The sequence below is a fragment of the Nonomuraea sediminis genome (assembly GCF_018531495.1).
Lineage (GTDB): Bacteria > Actinomycetota > Actinomycetes > Streptosporangiales > Streptosporangiaceae > Nonomuraea > Nonomuraea sediminis.
This window is the reverse complement of sequence record NZ_JAHDTI010000001.1, coordinates 1,347,116-1,370,937: the sequence shown is the minus strand read 5'-3', so window position 1 is coordinate 1,370,937 and position 23,822 is coordinate 1,347,116. Positions and strand designations below refer to the sequence as shown.

The 23,822-nt window shown below is 73.2% G+C and carries 4 protein-coding genes; all 4 read left to right on the top strand.

Annotated elements, in window-relative coordinates; all coding sequences use genetic code 11:
* Window positions 1-146: 146 nt before the first annotated feature.
* Genes KIK09_RS06290 through KIK09_RS06275 form a run of 4 tightly spaced genes read left to right on the top strand, consistent with a single transcriptional unit; the run spans window position 147 to window position 23,822 of the window.
* On the top strand, window positions 147-6,077 hold the full coding sequence (locus tag KIK09_RS06290) for a non-ribosomal peptide synthetase (RefSeq protein ID WP_214317643.1): 5,931 nt from the start codon (window positions 147-149) through the stop codon (window positions 6,075-6,077).
* Complete coding sequence (locus KIK09_RS06285; protein WP_214317642.1) at window positions 6,074-13,387, top strand: non-ribosomal peptide synthetase/type I polyketide synthase; 7,314 nt, start codon at window positions 6,074-6,076, stop codon at window positions 13,385-13,387. Before KIK09_RS06290 ends, KIK09_RS06285 begins: the two co-directional genes overlap by 4 nt.
* Window positions 13,384-16,557: a non-ribosomal peptide synthetase gene (locus tag KIK09_RS06280; RefSeq protein WP_214317641.1), complete on the top strand. Its 3,174-nt coding sequence runs from the start codon at window positions 13,384-13,386 to the stop codon at window positions 16,555-16,557. Before KIK09_RS06285 ends, KIK09_RS06280 begins: the two co-directional genes overlap by 4 nt.
* Window positions 16,554-23,822: a non-ribosomal peptide synthetase gene (locus KIK09_RS06275; protein ID WP_214317640.1), complete on the top strand. Its 7,269-nt coding sequence runs from the start codon at window positions 16,554-16,556 to the stop codon at window positions 23,820-23,822. The genes KIK09_RS06280 and KIK09_RS06275 overlap by 4 nt, the downstream gene beginning before the upstream one ends.

The following is a 23,822-nucleotide window of genomic DNA, read 5'->3' as shown; positions in this document are numbered from 1 at the left end:
GCCTCAATCAGAGGTGCAGCTCTGGGGTAGCCATCCGGAGGCCCCGGCTGTTGCCCGGTCGCCCACGCCGATCGAGGTTTCCGTGACCGGCGTCCGCTTAGCAGGCTCGTGGCCGTACGTCTTGCCTGCAGTGATCGGAGCGATCGGTGACGGAGTTGGCGGACAGCCGAGTCAAGGGGTTCTTCGATGTCGTCAGAAACCTTGCGGAGCGCGACCCCGAGAGTGTCGCCTACCGGTTTCTCGACCCCGGCCATGTCCCCGGTGCCGCGGGTACCTCGCTGACCAGGGGCGGGCTGGACCGCAGGGCCCGCGCCATCGGCGCCCGGCTGTGCGCGCTCGGTCTGGAGCGGGCGCCGGTGCTGCTCGTGCTGCCGTCAGGGAGGGGTTTCGTCCCCGCCTTCTACGGCTGCCTGTACGCGGGCCTGCCCGCGGTCCCCTGCCCCGCGGGCAGCCCCCAGGTGCTCCAGCGCATCGCCGGGGACTGCGGCGCGGGCGCCGTGCTGACCGAACAGGGGGAGGGCCCGGTGCTCGAGGGGCTTCCCCACCTGGACGTGGACGCCATTCCCGACTCCGAGGGCGACGGCTGGTCGCCGCGCGCCGAAGGCGAGCTGCTCCTGCTCATGTACACGTCGGGCTCGACAGGCGCGCCGAAGGCGATCATGGTGTCGGATGAGGCGATGCTGGCCCAGCTGGAGAACTTCCGCGCGCTGGCCGGGCTGCCGGCCGGCGGGAACACGGTCAACTGGCTGCCCGCCGCGCACGCGCTCGGCCTCGGCCATCTGCTGCTGCCCCAGCTCACCGGCGGCCAGGCCGTGTCGCTCGCGCCCGAGGACGTCGTGGCCGAGCCGCAGCGGTGGCTGGCGGCCATCTCCGCCCTGGACGGGCCCGTGCTCAGCGGCGGCCCCAACTTCGCCTACCAGCGCTGCGTGGACCTCGTCGACCCCGCCGCCTTTCCCGGGCTGCGGCTCGACGGCTGGCACGCGGCCCTGGTAGGTGGGGAGCGCATCCAGCCCGCCACGTTGGACCGCTTCGCGGACACGTTCGCCTCGTGTGGCTTCCGGCGGGAGACGTTCTTCCCCGCGTACGGACTGACCGAGACGATGCAGATCGTCGTCGGCCACTCCGGCGGGGCCCCGAGCCTGGCCGTGGACGCCACGGAACTCGACCACGGCCACGCCCTGGTCACCCCGGAGGTCACCGCTGACGGACCCGGCGCACGGCGGCTGGTCCCCTGCGGCCGTCCGGGACCGAACGCCGAGGTGCGCATCGTGTCCCCGGACGACCGGCGGCCGTGCGCCGACGGACGGGTGGGGGAGATCTGGGTCGCCGGCGAGGTCGTCTGCCCCGGCTACTGGCGGCGGCCCGAAGAGACGGACGAGACCTTCCGCGCCCGGCTGACCTCCGGCGAGGGGCCGTACCTGCGCACCGGTGACCTGGGCTTCCTGCACGAAGGCGAGCTGTACGTGTGCGGGCGGCTCAAGGAACTGGTGATCATCCGCGGGCGCAACCTCTATCCCCAGGACATCGAGGAGACCGCCTCGCAGGCACTCCCCACCCTGAAGGCGTCCGGCGCCGCTTTCTCCGTGGACGGGGACGAGGGCGAGGAACTGGTCGTCGTCCAGCCGGTCGGCAACGGCGAGGCCCCCGATGACGTGGCCGCGGCCGTCAGGAGCGCGGTGGTCCGCGCCCACGACGTCGAGCCGCGCGACGTGCTCGTGGTCGACCCCGGCGACCTGCCCCGCACCGGGATGGGCAAGGTCCGTCGTGCCGCCTCCCGCCAGGCATATCTCGCCGGCCGGCTGCGCCCGCTGAGCCGCCTGACCGCCGGCCGGGCGCCCCGGTCCGAGCGCGGAAGAGTGGACGTCAGAGCCCTGCCACCCGCCCAGCTGGAGGTGGAAGTGCTGCGGCGGGTCGGCGACGTGCTGGGTGTCGGCGATGTGGACGCCGATGCCCAGCTCGTCGCGCTTGGCCTGGAGTCGGTGCGCTCGATCACGCTCCGGCAGACCCTCGAACGCGACTTCGGCGTCACCCTGTCCCTCACCGACGTCCTCGGCGGCACCGCAAGAGACCTGTCCAGGGCCGTGATCGACGCCGAACGCGCTGACATGGCCTGGCCGTCCCTCACCGACGGCACGGAGCACCGCTTCGAGCCGTTCCCCCTGACCGACATCCAGCACGCCTACCTGGTGGGCCGCGCCTCGACGTTCGACCTCGGCGGCACCTCCATCCACCTGTACGCCGAGCACCACGCCGCCCCCGGCCTGGACGCGGACCGCCTGCGCGCCGCCCTGGAGCGGCTGGTGGCCAGGCACGAGATGCTCCGCGCCGTGATCATGCCCGACGGCACCCAGCGCATCCTGCCGCAGGCGCCGCCGGTGGCCGTTCCCGAGTACGACCTGCGCCAGGCCACCGACGCCGAGGTCGGCGCCCACCTGGACCGCGTACGTGCCGAGCTGGACCACCAGGTGCTGCCGCTGGGGGAGTGGCCGCCGTTCGACATCCGCCTCACCTGGCTGCCGGACGGCACTTCCCGCGTGCACGTCAGCCTCGACCTGCTCTGCTTCGACGTGGCCAGCGTCCGCCTGTTCTTCCTGGAATGGGGGGACCTGTACCGCGACCTGGACGCCCGCCTGCCCGAGACCGGCGTCTCCTTCCGCGACTTCGTCCTGGCCGCCGCCGAACTGAAGCACTCCGACGCCTATCGCCGCTCGCGCGCCTACTGGAGGGCGCGCGCCGCCGACCTCCCGCCCGCGCCCAGCTTCCCGCGGGTCGCGTACGCCGGGCCACCGCGCCGCCACCGCCACAGGCACACCGTGGACGCCGAACGATGGAGCCGCCTGCGCGCCAAGGCGGCCGGGCTCGGCGTCACACCGTCTGTGCTGCTGCTGGCCGTGTACGCCACCACATTGTCGGCCTGGAGCGGGTCGCGGCACTTCACCCTGGACGTGCCGCTGTTCAGCCGCTACCCCCTGCACCCGGACATCGAGCACATCCTCGGCGACTTCACCTCCGTCACGCTGCTGGAGGCGGACCTGCGTCCTGGCGACGGCGTCGCCGGGCTGGCCCGCCGCCTCCAGCGCCGCCTCTGGCAGGACGTCGAGCACCGCTTCTACCCGGGCACCGAGGTCATGCGGGACGCCCAGCGGGCCCAGGGCCTCGCGCCCGGCGAGTTCGCGTCGGTCGTGTTCGCCAGCGTTCGCGAGCACGGCCGCGACCAGGAGTTCAGCCAGGGCGAGTGGGGGTCGCGCTGGCTGGGCGACCTGGACCATGCCATCACCCAGACCCCGCAGGTCCTGCTCGACCACCAGGTGTACGAGGACGACGGCGCGCTGGCGTTCAACTGGGACGCCGTCGAGGCGGCCTTCCCACCGGGCTTCGTGGAGGACATGTTCGGCGCGTACTGCCGGCTGCTCACCGAGCTGGCCGACGGCGAGCGCGCCTGGGAGCCGGGCGGCTTCGATCCGCTGCCCACCGGCCAACGCCGGATGATCGAAGCCGCCAACAACACGGCCGGCCCCGTGCCGGACGGCCTGCTCATCTCCGGCCTCCATGAGCAGGCACGGACCCGGCCCGGGGCACCGGCCGTGATCACCGCCGCCCGCGTACTGACGTACGCCGAGCTGTGGGCCCACGCCGGACGGGTCGGCCGGCGGCTACGCGACCTGGGCGTGCGGCCGAACCAGCTCGTCGGCGTCTGCCTGCCCAAGGGCGCCGAGCAGGTCACGGCGGCCGTGGGCGTGCTCCGCTCCGGCGCCGCCTACCTGCCGATCGACCCCGACCTGCCCGAGGCGCGCCAGGACTTCATGCTGGACCACGGCCAGGTGGCCGCCGTGCTCGCGCATCCGGGCGGCCGCGCCTGGCCGGAAGGGATCACGGTGATCCCTGTGGACCTGGACGCGCCGGTCACGGACGCCCCCGACCCCGAGCCGGTCCAGCAGGCCACCGACCTCGCGTACGTCCTGTACACCTCCGGCTCCACCGGCACGCCCAAGGGCGTCGCGCAGACCCACCGCGCCACCCTCAACACCCTGGCCGACGCGAACGACCGCATGCAGGCCGGACCCGACGACCGAGTGCTCGGTCTGTCCCAGCTCGGCTTCGACCTGTCGGTCTGGGATGTGTTCGGCGCGCTCGGCGCCGGCGCCGCCCTGGTCCTGCCCGAGCCGGACGCCGCCCGCGACCCGGGCCGGTGGGCCGAGCTGATGGCCGAACACCGCGTGACGCTGTGGAACTCCGTGCCCGCCCTGCTGCGCATGCTGGTCGAGCACGTGGAGGATGGCGGCGCGACCCCGGACGCCATGGCGGGGTTGCGCGCCGTCTGGCTGTCGGGCGACTGGATCCCCCTGGACCTGCCCGGCCGGGTCCGGTCGCTCGCCCCCGGCGCGCGGATCATCGCCTCCGGCGGTCCGACCGAGACCGCCATCTGGTGCGTGGCCTTCCCCGTCGGTGACGTCGATCCTGCCTGGGAGTCGATCCCGTACGGACGGCCCATGCGCAACCACACCATCCACATCCTCGACGAAGCGCTGGCCCCATGCCCCGTGTGGGTCCCCGGCCAGATGTACATCGGCGGCGCGGGACTGGCCGACGGCTACTGGCGTGACCCCGAGCGGACCGCCGCCGCCTTCGTCACCCACCCCAGGACGGGGGAGCGGCTGTACCGCTCCGGCGACCTGGGCCGCTGGCGTCCCGACGGCACGCTGGAGATCCTCGGCCGCGACGACTTCCAGGTCAAGATCAACGGGAATCGCATCGAGCTCGGCGAGATCGAGAACGCGCTCGCCGCGCACCCGTCGGTACGGCAGGCGGCCGTGGTGGCCGATCGTGCCCGCCGCCTGCTCGTCGCGTTCGTCGCCGCCCACGAGGCCAAGGACGACGAGCTCGACGCGGAGATCGTCGACCCGATGGAACGGCTGGCGTTCAAGGCCAGGCGACCGGGACGGCGTACCGACCTGGAGGGGGAACGGCTGCCTCTGACGCCGCCGTTGTCCGACGAGGCGGCCGAGCGTCGGGCCAGCCACCGGGCGTTCGCCGACCGTCCCGTGTCACGGGAGGAGGTCGGCGGGCTGCTCGGTGTGCTGGCCGGCCAGGAGGGGGGCACCTGGCCCAAGCACCGCTACGGCTCGGCCGGGTCGCTCTACCCGGTGCAGACGTACCTGTACGTGCCGCCGGGCAGGGTGCGCGGGCTTGGGCCTGGCGCCTACTACCACGACCCGGCGACCCACGAGCTGGTCAGCACCGGCGACGGCGAACTGCCCGCCGACGTGCAGGCCGCCTCCAACCGGCCGCTGTTCGAGGCGGGCTCGTTCGCGATCTTCCTGGTGGCGCAGCGTGCCGCCATGGAGCCTATGTACGGGGCCCGCACCCGGGACTTCTGCCTGCTCGAAGCCGGGCTCATGGCCCAGCTGCTCGAACTGGCCGCGCCCGGCCACGACCTGGGCCTCTGCCAGGTCGGCCTGGTACGCGACACGCCGGAGCTGCGCGCGGCCCTGGCGCTGGACGGTGGCCACGAGGTGCTGCACGGCCTGGTCGGCGGCCCGCTCGCCGACGACGAGAACGGCGACGGCGATCTGCGCGAGACGCTGCGGCGGCACCTGGCCGCGCGGCTGCCCGGCTACATGGTGCCGTCCGCGGTGCACGTGGTGGACCGCATCCCTCTCACCTCGCGCGGCAAGGTGGACCGGCTGACGCTGCGCGACCTGGCCGAGAACGCGGACCCCACCAGGCGCGGACCGGCCCCGGAAACGGAGGCCGAACAGATGATGGTGTCGGTGTTCGCCGACGCGCTGGACGGCGCCGAGCACGTGGACGTGCTGCGGAACTTCGCCGAGCTGGGCGCGGATTCGGCCACCATCGTCAAGGTCCACCGCAGGCTGCAGTCCGCGCTCGGCCGCGAGTTCCCGCTGCTGACCATGTTCGAGTACCCGAACATCAGGCGCCTGGCCGCACACCTGTCCGACGGCCTGGACACCGATCCGGCGCCCGTACAGGCGGGCTTCGAACGGGCGAGACGCCGCGCGCGCCGCCGCGGCATGGACGGCCGGAAAGGCGGCCGGGACGGACGTAGGGAGACATGAGCATGGACGCGGGCATGGGCATCGCCGTCATCGGCATGGCGGGGCGCTTCCCCGGCGCGGCCTCGGTGGAGGAGTTCTGGGCGAACCTGCGCGGCGGCGTCGAGTCGCTGGTCCGCTTCGGCGAGGAGGAGATCCTGGCCGAAGGGGTGCCGCGGGAGCTGCTGGACTCGCCGGGCTACGTCAAGGCCGGGTTCCCGCTGGACGGCGTGGATCTGTTCGACGCGCCCTTCTTCGGCTACAGCGCCCGCGAGGCGGCGCTGATCGACCCGCAGCAGCGGCTGTTCCTGCAGACCTGCTGGCAGGCCATGGAGAGCGCGGGGCACCGGCCCGGCCGCGAAGGGCCCTCCATCGGCGTGTACGGGGCCTCCAACATCTCCACGTACCTGCTGGTCAACCTGCTGGGCGGGCGCGCCCTGCCGTCCGGAGGCGACGCGCTGGAGCTGGTCACCGCCAACGACAAGGACTACCTGGCCAGCCGCGTCAGCTACCAGCTCGACCTGGACGGCCCGGCCGTGACCGTGCAGACCGCCTGCTCGTCCTCCCTGGTGGCGGTGCACCTGGCCGCGCAGGCGCTGCTCGCGGACGAATGCGACATGGCGCTGGCCGGGGGCGCGACCGTACGGCTGCCGCAGCGCAGCGGCTACCTCTACCGGGAAGGCATGATCTTCTCCGCGGACGGGCACTGCCGTCCCTTCGAGGCCAGGGCCGACGGCACGGTGGCGGGCAACGGCGTCGCCGCCGTGGTGCTGCGCCGCCTGGAGGACGCCGTGGCCGACGGCGACAACGTCCTCGCGGTCATCCGGGGCACGGCGGTCAACAACGACGGCGCCGACAAGGTCGGCTACACCGCGCCGAGCGTGCACGGGCAGGCCAGGGCCATCGCGGACGCGCTGGGCGTGGCCGAGGTCGAGCCGGCCACGGTCACCGCGATCGAGGCGCACGGCACCGGCACGCCTCTGGGGGATCCCATCGAGGTGCGGGCGCTGGCCGACGTGTTCGGTTCGCGTACCGACAGGACCGGATTCTGCGCGCTCAGCGCGGTCAAGGCCAACATCGGGCACCTGGACAGCGCGGCCGGGGTCGCCGGGCTCATCAAGGCCGTGCTGCAACTGCGCGAGGGCGAGCTGGCGCCCATCCCCGGCTTCGAGTCGCCCAACCCCGAGATCGACTTCGCCCGCACCCCCTTCTACGTGCCCGCCGAGGCGCAGCCGTGGAAGTCCAACGGCACGCCCAGGCGCATCGGCGTCAGCTCGTTCGGCATGGGTGGCACGAACGCCCACGTGGTGCTGGAGGAGGCCCCCGAGCGGCCGCCCCGCGCGCGGGCAGAGCGCCCGGTGCAGGTGCTGCCGCTGTCCGCGCGCGACCCGCGCGCCCTCGACGAGCTGACCGCGTCCCTGGCCGCCCGCCTCCGCGACGACGCCGCGGCTTTGGAGCTGGCCGACGTCGCGTACACCCTGCAGTCCGGGCGGCGTGACCTGCCCCGCAGGCGGATCGTCGTGGCCGGGGATGCGGCGTCGGCGGCGCGGGCCCTGGAGGAGCGCGACGCCGCCAGGACCGGCGACGGGCCGGCCGCGCGCGACACGCGCACGGCTTTCCTGTTCACCGGCCAGGGCAGCCAGTACCCCGGCATGGGCCGCGGACTGTACGACAGCGAGCCGGTCTTCCGTGATCGCGTGGATGCCTGCGCCGAGCTGCTCGGCCCCGAAGTGGGGCTCGACCTGCGCACCCTGCTGTTCGCCGACCCGGACGACCCGGACGCCGCCGACCGGTTGCGCCAGACCGCGATCGCCCAGCCCGCCCTGTTCACGATCGAGTACGCGCTGGCCGAGCTACTGCGCACCTGGGGCGTCACCCCTGACGTGATGGCGGGGCACAGCGTCGGCGAGTTCACCGCGGCCTGCCTGGCAGGGGTGTTCACGCTGGAGGACTGCCTGCGCGTGGTCGCCGCCCGCGGCCGGCTCATGCAGGAGCTGCCGCCGGGCTCGATGCTCTCGGTCGCCCTGCCGGAGGACGAGGTCAAGGGCCTGCTCGCGCCCGAGCTGTCGCTGGCCGCCGTCAACGCCCCCGGCCTGTGCGTGGTATCCGGACCCGCCGCACCCGTTGATGAGCTGCGACGGCGACTGGACGAGGGGGACGTGCCCTGTCGCCCGCTGCGCACCTCGCACGCCTTCCACTCGGCGATGATGGACCCGATGCTGCCCGGCCTGGCCGACGTTCTGCGCCAGGTGCGCATGCGCGAGCCGCGTGTCCCGTTCGCGTCCGGCCGTACCGGGCAGTGGATCAAGCCGGAGGAGGCTGTCGACCCGGCGTACTGGACCGGCCAGGCCCGCGAGCCTGTACGGTTCGGCGACGCCGTCGGCGTGCTGGCCGAGAGCGGCGTGGGGGTCCTGCTTGAAGTCGGACCCGGACACACCCTGGCCACGCTGGCCAGGCAGAACCCGGCGGCGGAGTCGGCGACGGCCGTTCCTGCCCTGCGCGCCCCCGACCAGGAGGCGGACGACCGTGAGCACCTGCTGCGCGCCGTCGGCCTGGCGTGGGCGGGCGGCGGCAGGGTGGACTGGGCGCGCCTGCACGGCGCCGGCCGCCGCCGCGTCGAGCTGCCCCCGTACCCGTTCCAGGGCGGCCGGTACTGGATCGAGGGCCGCGCCGCAGGCGGCGCGGGTGAGCTGGAGATCGACGCCCCTGACACCGCCGACGAGTTCGGCGACCTGGACGTACGGGCCACCCGTCCGAACATCTCGGCCCCCTACGTCGAGCCGCGCGACGACACCGAGCGGCGTCTGGCCGCCATCTGGCAGCGGCTGCTCGGCGTCGAGCCCGTGGGTGCGAACGACGACTTCCTGGAGCTCGGCGGCCACTCGCTCCTGGCCACCCGGCTGGCCACGGCCATCCAGACCGAGCTGGGCGTATCCATCCCTATTCGCCGCCTGCTGAACAAGCGGACCGTCGCCGGGCTGGCCGAGCTGATCGGCGGCGCCCCTGAGGAGACCGATCCCGGGCTGCCCGCCGCCACCCCCGACCCCGAGCACCTGCACGAGCCGTTCCCGCTCAGCGAGATGCAGCAGGCCCAGTGGATCGGCCGCCTGGCGGGCATGCGCGGCGGCGGCGTCGGCGCGCACGTCTATTGGGAGGTGGACGTCCGGGACGACGTCGACCTGGACCGGCTGGAGCGAAGCTGGAACCGGCTCATGGACCGCCACGCCATGCTCCGCGCCGTCGTCACCCAAGACGGCCACCAGCGCATACTCCCCGACGCCGGCCCTTACCGCTTCGAGCGCCCGGACCGTGACCCGCTGGAGCTGCGCGAAGCACTGTCCCACGCCTCCGGCCCGCCGGACCGCTGGCCGCTGTTCGACATCACGGTCAGCGAGCTGCCCGGCGGCGGACACCGGCTGCACCTGGGGTTCGACCTCCTGATCGCCGACATCGGCAGCATCAGGCTCCTCCTGCGCGACTGGGGCAGGCTGTACGCGGGCGAGGAACCGGAGCCGCTGGAACTGTCGTACCGCGACTACATCCTGGCGGCCGAGACCATCCGCACCGGCCCGCTGCACGAGCGTGCGATGCGCTACTGGCGCGAACGCGTCGCCGAGTTGCCGCCCCCGCCCGACCTGCCGCTGGCCCGCTCGCCCGAGCAGGTGGAGCAGCCTCGGTTCACCGCCCGCCGCGCTCTGCTGGAGTCCGACTGCTGGGACCGCGTCGCCGAAGGCGCGGCCAGGCGCGGCCTCACCCCGTCGTCGGTGCTGCTCGCGGTGTACGCGGACGTGATCGGCACCTGGTGCAGATCCGGGCGGTTCACCCTGAACGTGACCGTCACCAACCGGTTCGAGGTGCACGAGCAGGTCGCCGACCTGGTCGGCGAGTTCGCCTCGTTCGACCTGCTGCCCGTCGACCTCACCACGGACCAGGGCATCGCCGGGCTGGCCGCCCGGCTGCGCGACCAGAGCTGGCAGGACCTCGAATACCGCCACGTCAACGGCGTGGACGTGCTCAGGGAGATGGCCCGCCAGCGCGGCGGCGCCGCGGGCGCCGTCATGCCCATCGTCTTCACCAGCACCCTCGTCCAGCGGAGCGAGCCGGGCTCGGAGTCGATGTTCGGCTGGCTCGGCGAGATGACGCACGAGATCGCCCAGACCCCGCAGGTCTGGATGGACGCGGGCGTGCTGGAGGCGGCCGGTGGCGTCCAGCTGAGCTGGCACGGGATCGAGGACCTGTTCCCGTCCGGAATGTTCGACGACATGTTCGCGTCCTTCGAGCAGCGGCTGCGCGAGCTCGCCGAGGGCGACGCCGCCTGGGACCGGCCGCTCCGCACCGATCCGCCCGCCCGCGACCGCGACCTGGTGGCGGCCGTCAACGACACGGCCGGGCCGCTGCCCGACGAACTGCTGTACGCCCCGCTGGAGCGGCAGGCCCGCGCCCACCCGGAACGCCTCGCCGTCGCCGCGGCCGACAGGGAGCTGACGTACGGGCAGCTCTACGGGCAGGCCTGCGAGCTCGCGCACCGGCTGCGCCGCCTCGGCGTCGGTCCGGGACAGCTCGTCGGTGTGCTGGTCGACAAGGGCTGCGAGCAGATCGTGGCCGCGCTCGCCGTGCTGCTCGCCGGTGGCGCGTACCTGCCGATCGACCCCGACTACCCGCCCGAGCGCCAGGACCACCTGCTCGAACACGGTCGCGCCAGGATCGTCCTGTGCCGGGAGGCCACCGACCGTGAGGGGGTGCGCACGATCGCGGTGGACCTCGACCAGCTGCCCACAGCGGCCGAGCCCCCCGAGACCGTGCAGTCCCCGTACGACCTGGCCTACGTCATCTACACCTCCGGCTCCACCGGCCTGCCCAAGGGCGTCATGCTGACGCACCGGGCCGCGCTCAACACCCTGCTCGACATCAACGAGCGGTTCGGGGTCGGGCCGGACGACCGCGTGCTCGGCCTGTCGTCGCTCAGCTTCGACCTGTCGGTGTGGGACGTGTTCGGCGTGCTGGGCGCCGGCGGCGCGCTGGTGCTGCCCGAGCCGGACGCCCGCCGCGACCCGGCCCGCTGGCTGGAGCTGGTCACACAGCGGCGGGTGACCGTGTGGAACTCGGTGCCCGCGCTGGCCCAGATGTTCGCCGAGTACGTCACGGGCGACGCCGACGTTCCGCTCCGGCTGGCCATGCTGTCCGGCGACTGGATCCCGGTGGATCTGCCCGACCGGCTGCGCGCCGCTGCCCCGGGCATCGAGGTGATCAGTCTCGGTGGCGCCACCGAAGCCGCCGTCTGGTCCATCTACTACCCGATCGGCGAGGTGGACCGGGCGTGGGACTCCATCCCGTACGGCCGCCCGCTGCGCAACCAGACCTTCCACGTGTTCAACGACCGGCTGCGGGAGTGCCCGGTCTGGGTGCCCGGCGAGCTGTACATCGGCGGCGCGGGCGTGGCCGAGGGCTACTGGGCCGACGAGGAACGCACAGCCGCGGCGTTCATCGTCCATCCGGAGACCGGCGAGCGGATGTACCGCACCGGCGACCTGGGGCGGCGGCTGCCCGACGGCGACATCGAGTTCCTCGGCCGCGAGGACTTCCAGGTCAAGATCGGCGGGTACCGGATCGAGCTGGGCGAGATCGAGGCCGCCATGCTGGCCTGCGACGCGGTGGAGGCCGCGGTCGCCGCCGCAGTCGGCCCCGACCGCCATCACCGCAGGATCGTCGCCTACCTGGTGCCCGCCTCTGGAACGGACGAGGAGCGGCTCCTCGCCGACGTGCGGGCGCTGGTGGAGCAGCGGTTGCCCGGCTACATGATGCCGGCCGCGTTCGCGGTACTGGACCGGCTCCCGCTGACCGCCAACGGCAAGGTGGACCGCTCGGCGCTGCCCGAGCCCGGCGTCGCCACCGAGACCGACGACGGCGAGGAGAACGGCCTGGCCACGCGCATCGCCGAGATCGTCGGCGAGGTGATCGGCGTGGAGCGGGTCTCCGCCCGGGACAACTTCTTCGCGCTCGGCGGCGACTCGATCATGGGCATCCAGATCGTCTCCCGCGCGAACGCCGAAGGCTTCGACCTCAGCCCCGCCGACATCTTCACCTACCAGACGGCCGCCGAGCTGGCCGTGGTGCTCGCCGACCGCGGCGGCGTCGGAGCGCCCGCGCCAGGTGACCCGCTGCCGCTCACGCCGTACCAGCGACGCCTGCTGGGACCGGACACGACCGAGCCGCCCAGCGGCGCCTACCGCGCCGAGCTGCCCGTACAGGACATGGAGCAGGCGGGTCAGGCCGTCCGCGCACTGGTCGAACGGCACGCCGTACTGCGCCTGCGCTTCTCCCGCGCGGAGGACGGCGCCTGGGCACAGTACGTGACCGAGGCCGGCGACGAGGGCTATACGCCGGAGATCGACCTGCGTGCACTGCCCGGCGACGAGGCGATGCGGCAGATGACCGACGAGCTGGCGGGCGAGCTGGACCCGTGCCGCGGCCCCGTCGTCCAGGCGGCCGTCTTCAGGCTCGGGGACGACGATCGCCGCCTGGTGTTCCTCGCCCACGAGCTGGTGGTGGACGGTCCGTCCTGGCCGCTGCTCATGAGCGACCTGGCGGCCGGGGGCGCCTGCCCCACCGTCGTCCCTGACCCCTCCGGCACGCACCTGGCCCGGTGGACCGCCGCGGCGGAGAAGCCCTCGTCGGACGGCAGCGCGGATGCGGTGACGATCGCGGTCGGCGACGTGCGGCGGGCCGGTGGGACCCTCCCGGACGCCGAAGCCCTGTTCGGCGGCGCCAAACGCGCCTACCGCATGACGCCGTCCGAGGTGATGGCGGCCGTCACCGCGGCGGCACTGCGCGACAGCGGCCGGTCGGACCGTATCTCGGCCGAGATCGACCCCCGCGACGCCGACCGGGTGGTGGGCCCGTATGCCCGGATCCTCCCCATCGACCTGGGCGACACCATGCCCGACGATCCCGCCGAACTCCTGCGGGCGGTGAAGGAGCACTACCGCGCCGCCGAGCCAGGGCCGGGCGTGCCCGGCGTACTGGTGCGGCATCTCGGGCGGCTCGACGGCGACGTCCACTGCCCCGCCGGAACCACCACGGTGACCTCTTACGAGAGCGACGCCGGGCTGCGTATCGAGCTGGCCGGGGACGGCAACGAGCAGGAGTTCTGCGAGCTGGCCAGGGCGCTGCCCGAGGCGGCGCGGTCGCTGGCCGAGCACTGCCGCACCCCGGGCGCGGGCGCGGTGAGCGCCAGCGACTTCCCCCTGGCAGGGCTGGGCGAGGACGAGCTGAGCGCCTTCGCGGCGACACTCTCGGCCCGCCGGACCGAATCCGAGAACGAGGAGACTCGATGAAACTCGAAGGCGTCGAGGACATCTACGGCCTGTCACCGTTGCAGGAAGGCATCCTCTTCCACAACCTGTACGAGCCCGGCACCGGCGTGTACGTCGAGCAGATCACCATGACCTTCGAGGGGAACCTCGACCGCTCGGCCTTCGACCGCGCCTGGCACAGCATGATCCAGCGGCATCCGATCTTCCGTACCAGCTTCCACTGGCGCGAGGTCGGCAAGTCCGTCCAGGTGGTCCACGAACGCGCCGACCTGGACATCGTGGACCTGGACTGGAGCCCGCTGCCTCCTGACGAGCAGGATCGCAGGCTGCGCGAGCTGGCGCTGGCCGACCGCCTGCAGGGATTCGACTACACCGAGGCGCCGCTCATGCGGATGACGCTGATCCGCCTGGCGGACAGCCGCCGGCTGTTCTTCTGGAGCTTCGCCCACATCCTGATGGACGGCTGGTCGTTCGGCCTGGCCTTCCAGGAGTTCGCCGACGGCTACAACGCCTTCGCCCAGGGCCGGGAGCCCGATCTGACGCCCGCCCGCTCCTACCGCGACTACGTCGCCTGGTGGCAGCGCCAGGACACCAGCCAGGCCGAGGCGTTCTGGCGCGAGAACCTCGCAGGATTCGAGCCGCCGTCCCCGCTCGACCTGGGCTCCGCGGACGCGGGAAGCCCGGGCGAGGAGCCGACGCACCGGGTGGTGCCCGATGTCGATCTCGGCGATCTCGTACCCAAGCTGGACAAGGTGGCCCGCGAGCATGGCCTGACCCTGAACACGATCATGCAGGGCGCGTGGAGCATCCTGCTCAGCAGGTACCTGCGCCACGACGACGTGGTGGCCGGGTCCACCGGGACCCAGCGGCCGTCGGGGCTGCCGGGGGCCGAGCACATCATCGGGCCGATGCTGGCCACGATCCCCGTGCGCGCCACCCTCGACCAGGACGAACAGCTCGTCGCGTGGTTGCGGCGGTTGCAGGCGTCCATGGCGGAGGCGCGCGAGCACGGCAACATCTCCGTCCCCGACATCAGGGCGTGCGCGGGCCTGCCTGCCTCGGTGCCGCTGCTGGAGACCGACCTCGCCTTCGAGAACGTGCCGGTCCCCGAGATGGAGCTGTACGGCGTGCGCATCGCGGAGTCCACCTACGACGGCCGCCCGCACTTCCCCATCATCATGATCATCGTGCCGGGGGAGGGGCTGCCGCCGCGCATGGTGTTCGACGCCCGCCGTTTCCCGGAGCCCGCCGTCGAACGGTTGCTCGGTCATTTCCACACCATCCTGGACAGCATCGCCGAAGACCCCACACGGGCCATCGGCGAGGTCGAGATGCTGCCGGAGGAAGAGCGACGACTGCTGGACACCACCACGCCGCAGCCCACCCCACGCCGCGTGGACGAGATGTTCGCCGAGCAGGCCGCGCGCACGCCCGACGCGGTGGCCGTGGAGTGCGACGGAGACCGGCTCACCTACCGCGAGCTGGCCGAACGCGCGGACCGGCTCGCCGCCCGGCTGATCGACCACGGCATCGGCCCGGGTGACCGGGTGGCGCTGCTGGTGGAGCGCTCGACGGACCTGATCGCCGCGATCCTGGGCACCTGGCGCGCGGGCGCCGCGTACGTGCCGCTCGGCGTGGACGAGCCGCGCGAGCGCCTGGAGTACATCATCGGCGATTCCGCCGCCCGCGCCCTGGTCACGCATGGCCACGCTGCTGGATCCGACGTCCCTGTGATCGACCTGAACACGCTCGGCACCACCGAACCGGCGCGGCACGAACCGCGCGGGACCGCCGACGACCTCGCGTACGTGCTCTACACCTCCGGCTCCACCGGCCGCCCCAAGGGCGTGCTGGTCACCCACGCCAACGTGTCCCGGCTGCTCACGGCGTCCGGCGAGCACTTCGACCGGCTGCCGGGCGACGGGTGGGCGATGTTCCACGCCTACACCTTCGACGTGTCGGTGTTCGAGACGTGGGGCGCCCTGACCACCGGCGGGCGCCTGGTGATCGTGCCGCTGTGGGTCACCCGCTCGCCCGACCTGCTCGACGAGCTGCTGCGCGAGAGCCGCGTGGCGATCCTGTGCCAGACGCCGTCGGCGTTCCGCTCATGGCAGGCGTACCTGCTGGAGGGCACAGACCAGGACCGCCCCGCCGATCTGCGGCACATCGTGCTGGCGGGCGAGTACCTGGACGGCCGCACCGTCGAGCCGTGGCTGACCCGCTTCGGCGACGAGCGCCCGCGCCTGGTCAACATGTACGGGCCCACCGAGGCGTCCGTGTACGCCACCTACCACCGCATCACCCGCGCCGACCTCGACCGCCCGACCCGCAGCAACATCGGCAAACCGCTCGCCGACCTGCGCATCCACCTGCTCGACCAGCACCTGCGGCCGGTTCCGGCAGGGGTGCCCGGCGAACTGTGCATCAGCGGTCCCGGCGTTGCGCACGGCTACCAGAACCTGCCCGAGCTGACCGAGCGGTGCTTCCTGCCCGACCCCTTCGTGCTCGGCGAGCGCATGTACCGTTCGGGCGACCTGGCCCGGCGCACGCAGGACGGCGACATCGAGTTCCTCGGCCGGATCGACTTCCAGGTCAAGGTGCGCGGCTTCCGCGTCGAGCCCGGCGAGGTCGAGTCCGTGCTGCGCTCCTGCGACACCGTCAAGGACACGGTGGTGACCGCCCACGAGAACGCCCCCGGCGACGTGCGCCTGGCCGCCTACGTCGTCCCGTCCACGTCGGTGGAGGAGGCCGACCTGCGCACGGCCGTCCAGGAGAGGCTGCCCGAGTACATGGTGCCCGCCTACTTCGTGCTGCTGGACGAGCTGCCGCTCACCCCGAGCGGCAAGGTGGACCGGGCGGCCCTGCCCGAGCCCGGCGGCACCAGGGCGGGCGTCGGCGAGTACGTCGCGCCGCGCACCGAGGTGGAGGAGCGCGTGGCCCGCGTGTGGAGCGAGGTGCTCGGCGTGGATCGCGTGGGCGTCCACGACGACTTCTTCGCGCTCGGCGGACACTCGCTGCTGGCCACCCGCGTCGCTTTCGGGCTCCGCGCGGAGCTGGGCATCGAGGTCCAGGTGCGCACGCTGTTCGAGCACCCGACCGTGGCGGCCCTCGCCGAGACGCTGGACGGCGGCAAGGCGGAGGCCGGCGCGACCACGATCATTGCTCGCCCGAGGGTGGAGATCCCGTCATGACCCGGTTCGTCCTGCCTGCCGGCTTCGGCCAGCGGCGGCTGTGGTTCCTGCACCAGCTCGACCCCGCCAGCACGGCCGCGTACGTGGACCACGGCGCGCTGCGGCTGCGCGGCGAGTTGGACGCTGACGCGGCCCAGCGGGCACTCGACCGGCTCGTCGCGCGCCACGAGACGCTGCGCACCTGCCTGGACGCGCACGACGGCGAGCCGGTCCAGATCGTCGCCGAGACCCTCCAGGTCCCGCTGGAGCGGGTCGAGCTGGACGGGCGCGACCTGGCGGAGGCGGTGCGCGCGATCACCCGCCGCGCCTTCGACCTGGCCGTCCCGCCGCTGTTCAGGGTGGCGCTCATCCGCGTCGGGCCGCGCGAGCACGTGCTGGTCGCAGCCTTCCACCACAGCGTGTACGACCAGTGGTCCGCGGGCGTGTTCCTGCGCGAGTTCCTGGCCTGCTACGCGGCCGAGACCAGGGGCGAGGAGCCGGACCTGCCCGACCTGCCGGTCCAGTACGGCGACTACGCCGCCTGGCAACTCGAAGCGGCGGCCGGCGAGCGCGCCGAGCAGGTGGCGTACTGGAAGCGGCAGCTCGACGGCATGGCACCACTGGACCTGCCCACCGACCGGCCGAGGCCGGCCATGCAGACGTTCGGCGGCGCGTCCAGGACGGTCAGGCTGGACGGCGGGCTCGTGGCCCGGCTGGAGGAGATCGCGCGGGGGGAGAACGCCACTCCGTTCATGGCGTTGCTGGCCGGGTTCACCGCCGTGCTGTCGTTCCACAGCGGACAGGACGACGTCGCCGTCGGGTCCCCGATCGCCGGGCGCGACCTGCCCGAGCTGCAGCACCTCATCGGCTTCTTCGTCAACAACCTGGTGCTGCGCAACGATCTGTCCGGCAGTCCCGCGTTCCGCGAGCTGCTCGGCCGCGTCCGCAGGACGTGCCTGGACGCGTACGCGCACCAGGACGTGCCGTTCGACCGCCTGGTGGAGGAGCTGCGCCCGGCCAGGGACCTCTCGCGCAGCCCGCTGTTCCAGGTGATGTTCGTCTTCGGGAACGTGCCGCTGACCGCCACGCAGGACGCCGGGCTGAGCGTGGAGATGCTCCGCGTGGATCCGGGGACCGCCAAGTTCGACCTGTTCCTGATGCTGCTGCCGGTCGGGGACGGCATCGAGGTGACGCTGGAGTACAACACCGACCTGTTCGACGCGGCCACGATCGACGCCCTGCTGCGCCACTACACGGCGCTGCTGGAGTCGGCCGCGGACGACCCGGACCGGCCGCTTGCGCCCGCCGCGATGATCACCGACGAGGACCGGGCGCTGCTCGACCGCCAAGGCGTCGGACCGCAGGCAACCGCTGATTCCCGTGGCGTGGCCGCACTGGTCGCCGAGCAGGCCGCGCGCACGCCGGACGCGGTCGCCGTCGGCACGCTCACCTACGCCGAGCTGGACGCCCGCGCCAACCGGCTCGCCCGCCACCTGCGCGGTCTCGGTGTCGGGCGCAACGACGTGGTGGCCGTCCACCTGGACCGGGGGACGGGGCTGGTGGTGGCCCTGCTCGGGGTGCTGCGGGCAGGAGCCGCGTACCTGCCGCTGGACGCCGAGCTGCCGGAGGAGCGGATCGCGTACATGCTCGCCGACTCGGCCGCCGCCGCGCTGGTCACCGACCGGAGCAGCGGCTTCTCCGGGAAGATCGTGGACCCGACGGTCAGCGAGAGCGGGCCTGCCGGCCCGATCCCGTCGGAGGCCGGCCCCGAGGATCTGGCCTATCTGATCTACACCTCCGGCTCCACCGGCCGCCCCAAGGGCGTGCTGGTGCCCAACCGGGCCCTGACCACCTTCCTGACCTCCATGGCCGTGCGGCCCGGCATCGCGGCCGACGACGTGATGGCCGCCGTCACCACGGTGTCGTTCGACATCGCCGCCCTGGAGATCTTCCTGCCCCTCCTCGCCGGCGCCCGCGTCGAGATGATCGACCGTACGGCTGCCGCCGACGGCACGCTGCTCGCCGCCCGGCTCCGCGAGCGCCACGTCACGGTCATGCAGGCCACGCCCACCACCTGGCGGCTCCTGCTGGACGCGGGCTGGCGCGCCGACGGCCCGTTCACCGCCCTCGTCGGCGGCGAGGCCGTACCCGCCGACCTTGTACGCGAGCTGAGCGCCGCGGGCGCGCGCGTGTGGAACATGTACGGCCCCACCGAGACCACCGTCTGGTCGAGCTGCTGTCCCCTGACAGGGACCGAGGACCTGGTGCCGCTCGGCGAGCCGATCCCCGGCACCGAGCTGCGCGTCCTGGACGACCGCCGCCGCCTCGTGCCCCCCGGCGTCCCCGGCGAGATCCACATCGGCGGGGACGGCCTGGCCCACGGCTACCACGGCCGTGAGAGCCTCACCGCCGAACGCTTCGTCCCCGACCCCCGCGACCCCAGACGCCGCCTCTACCGCACCGGCGACGCCGCCAGGCTGCGCGCCGACGGCAGGCTGGAGTTCCTCGGACGGCTGGACGACCAGATCAAGCTGCACGGCTACCGGATCGAACCGGGCGCGATCGAGGCGGTCTTGCGCGAGCACCCGTCGGTGCGCGACGCGGCCGTCACCGTCGCCGAGCACGGGCCCGGGGACCGGCGGCTGGCCGCGTACGCGGAGCCGGCCGACGGGGACATCCCGCAGCGGGAGATCTGGGAGAAGCTGCGTGCGCGGCTGCCTGGCTACATGGTCCCTTCTTCTCTGTCCGTGCTGGAACGGCTGCCGCGCACGCCCAACAACAAGGTGGACCGCAGGTCCCTGCCCGCCCCCGGCCGCACCGCGGCCACCGGGGCGAGCCAGTACGAGCCGCCCGCCACCGAGCCGGAGCGGCGCGTCGCCCGCGTCTGGCAGGAGGTGCTGGGCGTGGACCGCGTCGGCCGCGACGACGACTTCTTCACCATCGGCGGCAACTCGCTGCTGGCCACCAGGGTCGTCGCCGCGCTCGACGCGCCGATCCCGGTGCGCGCCATGTTCGAACGGCCGACCGTCGCCTCGCTGGCCGGGCTGCTCGAAGAGACGGGCGAGACCCGCGAGCAGGTCAAGCCCAGGCCGCGCGTGCCCGAGCCGGACGGGTCCTACCTCCTGCCCGCCTCGGCCGGGCAGCGCCGCCTGTGGTTCCTGCAGGAACTGGAGCCGGGCAGCGGCGCCGCGTACGTCATGCACGGTGCCGTCGGCCTCACAGGCCCGCTCGATCCGGACCGGCTCCAGCGCGCGCTGGACGCGGTCGTGGCCCGCCACGAGACGCTGCGTACCGCGTTCGCCCTGCGCGACGGCGAACCCCACCAGCAGGTACGGCCCGACCTGCGCATCCCCATCAGACGCCTCGACCTCGACCCCGACGATCTGGAACACCTGCTCAAGGAGGACGCCAGAACGCCGTTCACGCTCACCGAGGCCCCGCTGGCCCGCGTGACGCTGATCAGGCTCGCCCCGGAGGAGCACGTGCTGGCGATGGCGCTGCACCACGGCGTCTGCGACGGCTGGTCCACCGGCGTGCTCGTCCGCGAGCTGGTCCACTGCTACACCACCGGCACCCCCGACGGGCTGCCCGAGCTCAAGATCCAGTACGCCGATCTCGCGCAGCCGCGGCCCGAGCCCGAGGCGCTCGCCTACTGGCGGGACGAGCTCGCCGACGCGCCCGTGCTCGACCTGGCCTCGGACCGGCCCCGACCGGCCGTGCAGAGCTTCGCGGGCGCCACGCTGGAGACCCGCCTGCCTGCCCGCACGCTCGAACGGCTGCGCCGGCTCGCCGACTCCGCCCAGGTCACCCAGTTCATGATCCTGCTCGCCGCCACGTCGGTAGTCCTCGGCAGGTACGCCCGCCAGGACGACGTCGTCGTCGGCTCCCCGGTCTCGGGACGCGAGCGCCCCGAGACCGCGGACCTGATCGGCTTCTGCGCCAACACGCTGGTCCTGCGCATGCGGCTGGACGGCGACCCCACCGTGACCGAGCTGCTCGGCCGTGCCCGTGACGTCTGCCTGGGCGCGTACGCGCACGCCGAGGTGCCCTTCGAGCGGCTGGTCGAGGAGCTACGGCCGGTGCGCGACCTGTCGCGCACCCCGCTGTTCCAGGTGGCGCTGTCGGCGGGGGAGAACCCGCTGCCCGGAGGCCGCCTGGGCCAGGCCACGGTCGAGCCGTTGGACGTGGACGCGGGCACGGCCAAGTTCGACCTGGCGCTGCTGGCCACCCCGCGCGGAGACGGGCTGCGCGTGGCCGCCGAGTACAACACCGACCTGTTCGACGCCGAGACCATCGGCCGCCTGCTGGACCAGCTCGTGCTGGTGCTGGACGCCTTCGAGCCCGGCCGCCGCCTGTCGGACCTGCCGCCGCTCACCGCCGCCGAGCGCGCTCTGCTGGAGCGGTGGGGCCGCGGCCCCGAGCTTCCGCTGCCCGAGATGTCGCCGGCGGAGCTGTTCGAGCGGCAGGCGCGGGCCCGGCCGGACGCGATCGCCGTGGAGTGCGGCGAGGACCGGCTCACCTACCGCGAGCTGGACACCCGCGCCAACCGCCTGGCACACCTGCTGCGCGAGCTGGGCGCCGGGCCCGGCACGCTGGTCGGACTCGGGCTCGACCGGTCGGCGAACCTCCCGGTCGCGGTGCTGGGCGTGCTCAAGTCCGGCGGCGCCTACCTGCCGATCGACCCGGAGTACCCACCCGCGCGGGTCGAGTTCATGCTGGCCGACAGCCAGGCTCCGGTGCTCGTGACGACGCAGACCCTGCTGGACCGGATGCCCAAGGCCGGGCGCCGCGTCGTCTGCCTCGACCGGGACGCCGCGGAGATCGCCCGTCGCCCGGGACGAGCTCCCACCCGGGCGGCGGGTCCGGGCGACCTCGCGTACGTGATCTACACCTCCGGCTCCACTGGCCGCCCGAAGGGGGCGATGGTGTCGAACCAGGGCGTGGCCAACCTCCACCTGACCCGCGACCTGGTCGGCATGCGCGAGGACGATCGCATGCTGCAGTTCGCCGCCTTCAGCTTCGACGCCTCCGTGTGGGAGATGGTGATGGCCCTGCTCGGCGGCGCGACCCTGGTCATCCCGGCGCCGGACGAGCCGCGCGTGGGCACCGGCCTTGCGGAGGTGATCTCCCGGCGCCAGGTCACCATCACGCTCCTGCCCGCCTCCCTGCTCGCCCACCTGAACCCCGAGGACGTGCCCACGCTCAGGACGCTCGTCACCGGCGGCGAGGACTGCCCGGCGGCCGTGGCCGAGCGCTGGTCGGCCCGAACCCGGCTGATCAACGCCTACGGGCCCACCGAGGTCACCGTGTACGCCACCTTGTCCGATCCGGTGAGCCGACCCGGGCACCCGCCGATCGGATGGCCGGTGACCAACGCCCGGCTGCACGTCGTGGCCCCGGGCGGCAACGTTCCCGCGCCGATAGGGGTGCCCGGCGAACTGCTGGTCGGCGGGCCCGGTGTGGGGCTGGGATACCTCAACCGGCCCGATCAGACCGCCGAGCGGTTCGTGGCCGGGCCCGAGGGGGAGCGCGTTTACCGTACCGGCGACCTGGTGCGCTACCGCCACGACGGGAACCTGGAGTTCGTCGGCCGGATCGACCACCAGGTCAAGCTCCGCGGGTATCGGATCGAGCTGGGCGAAGTCGAGCAGGTGCTGCGCGAGCACCCGGCCGTGCGCGACGCCGTGGCCGCGGTGCGCGACGAACGGCTGGTCGCGTACGTGGTGCCGGACGGCACCCTGGACACGGACGCGCTGCGCGGGCTCGCGCGGGCCCGGATGCCCGAGTACATGGTGCCCGCCGTGATCGTCCCCCTCGACGAGCTGCCGCTGACCCCCAGCAGGAAGGTGGACCGCGACGCCCTGCCCGACCCGCGCACCCTCGACCATCCATCCGGGGGAGAGGCACCGCGGGACGACGTCGAGCGGGTCCTGTGCGAGATTCTGGCCGCCGCGCTGGGCGTCGAATCAGTGGGACGCGACGACGACTTCTTCGCCAGGGGCGGCCACTCCCTGATGGCCGTGCGCGTACTGGAGGAGGCCCGCGATCGGCTCGGCCTCGACATCCCGATCCGCCGCTTCTTCGAGCACCCGACCGCCGCCGACCTCGCCCAAGCGGACGGGCAGGGCGAACCGGACGTCCGCGCCGACATCAGGCTCGACCCCGAGATCCTGCCCGGCGACCAGGCACGGATGGACGGAACGGTGCTGGTCACCGGAGCCACCGGCTTCCTGGGCGGCTTTCTGCTGGCCCGGCTCCTGGCCGAGGGCGACGACGAGATCGTCTGCCTGGTGCGCGCGCCGGACCCGGAGACCGGCCTGGCGCGGCTCGCGGAGCACCTCGCCGCCCAGGGCACCTGGCAGGAGTCGTGGCGGACCCGGCTGCGGGCCGTGCCGGGAGACCTGGCGCAGCCCCTGCTCGGGCTGGCGGAGCGGGACTTCGCCGCGCTGGCGGGGGAACTGGCGACGATCTATCACGTCGGCGCGAGCGTGAACCTCCTGCACTCCTACGCCGACCTGCGCGGCCCCAACGTCGACGGCACCCGCGAGGTGCTGCGGCTGGCCGCCACCGGCCCGCTGACCACGGTGCACCACGTCTCCACCACCTCGGTGTTCCCCCTCGGCGGCGCGGAAGGTCCGGTGCGGACCGAGTCCGAACTGCCCGACGACCCCCCGCCCCCAGAGATCGCCTACAACCAGGCCAAGTGGGCCGCCGAGCACGTCGTCCGCCTGGCCAGGGAACGCGGCCTGCCGGTCGCCGTCTACCGGCCCGGACGCATCACCGGCGACACGGCCGCAGGCGTGTGGCGTACCGACGACATGGTGTGCCGCCTGATCCGCGCGTTCGTGCTGGCGGGTGCCGCCCCGGACGTGGACCTGGCCACCGACATGCAGCCCGTGGACGGCTTGGCGGACGCCATCGTGCGCCTGTCACGCAGTCCGGAGGCGGCCGGCCGTACGTTCCACTTCCGCGCGCCCAAGCCCGTCGCGGTCACCGAGTTCGTGGACGTACTCAATGCCATCGGCCACCAGGTCGACAAGGTGCCTGTGGCCGAATGGGACGCGCGCGCGGACGGGGCGGTATCCGGCACAGAGAGAGAAATGTTCCGGCGGCGCATCGCGCACCACACCGAGGGTAAGAGGGAGCCCGTGCTCGACATCGCCAACACCGAGCGCCTGCTGGGTCACGACGCGCTGCTCCCCCAAGTCGACGAAGTGATCATGAGACGGTACGCGGAGCGGATGATCGCCACGGGCTTCCTGCCCGCCCCCGCAGGTCGAACCTGA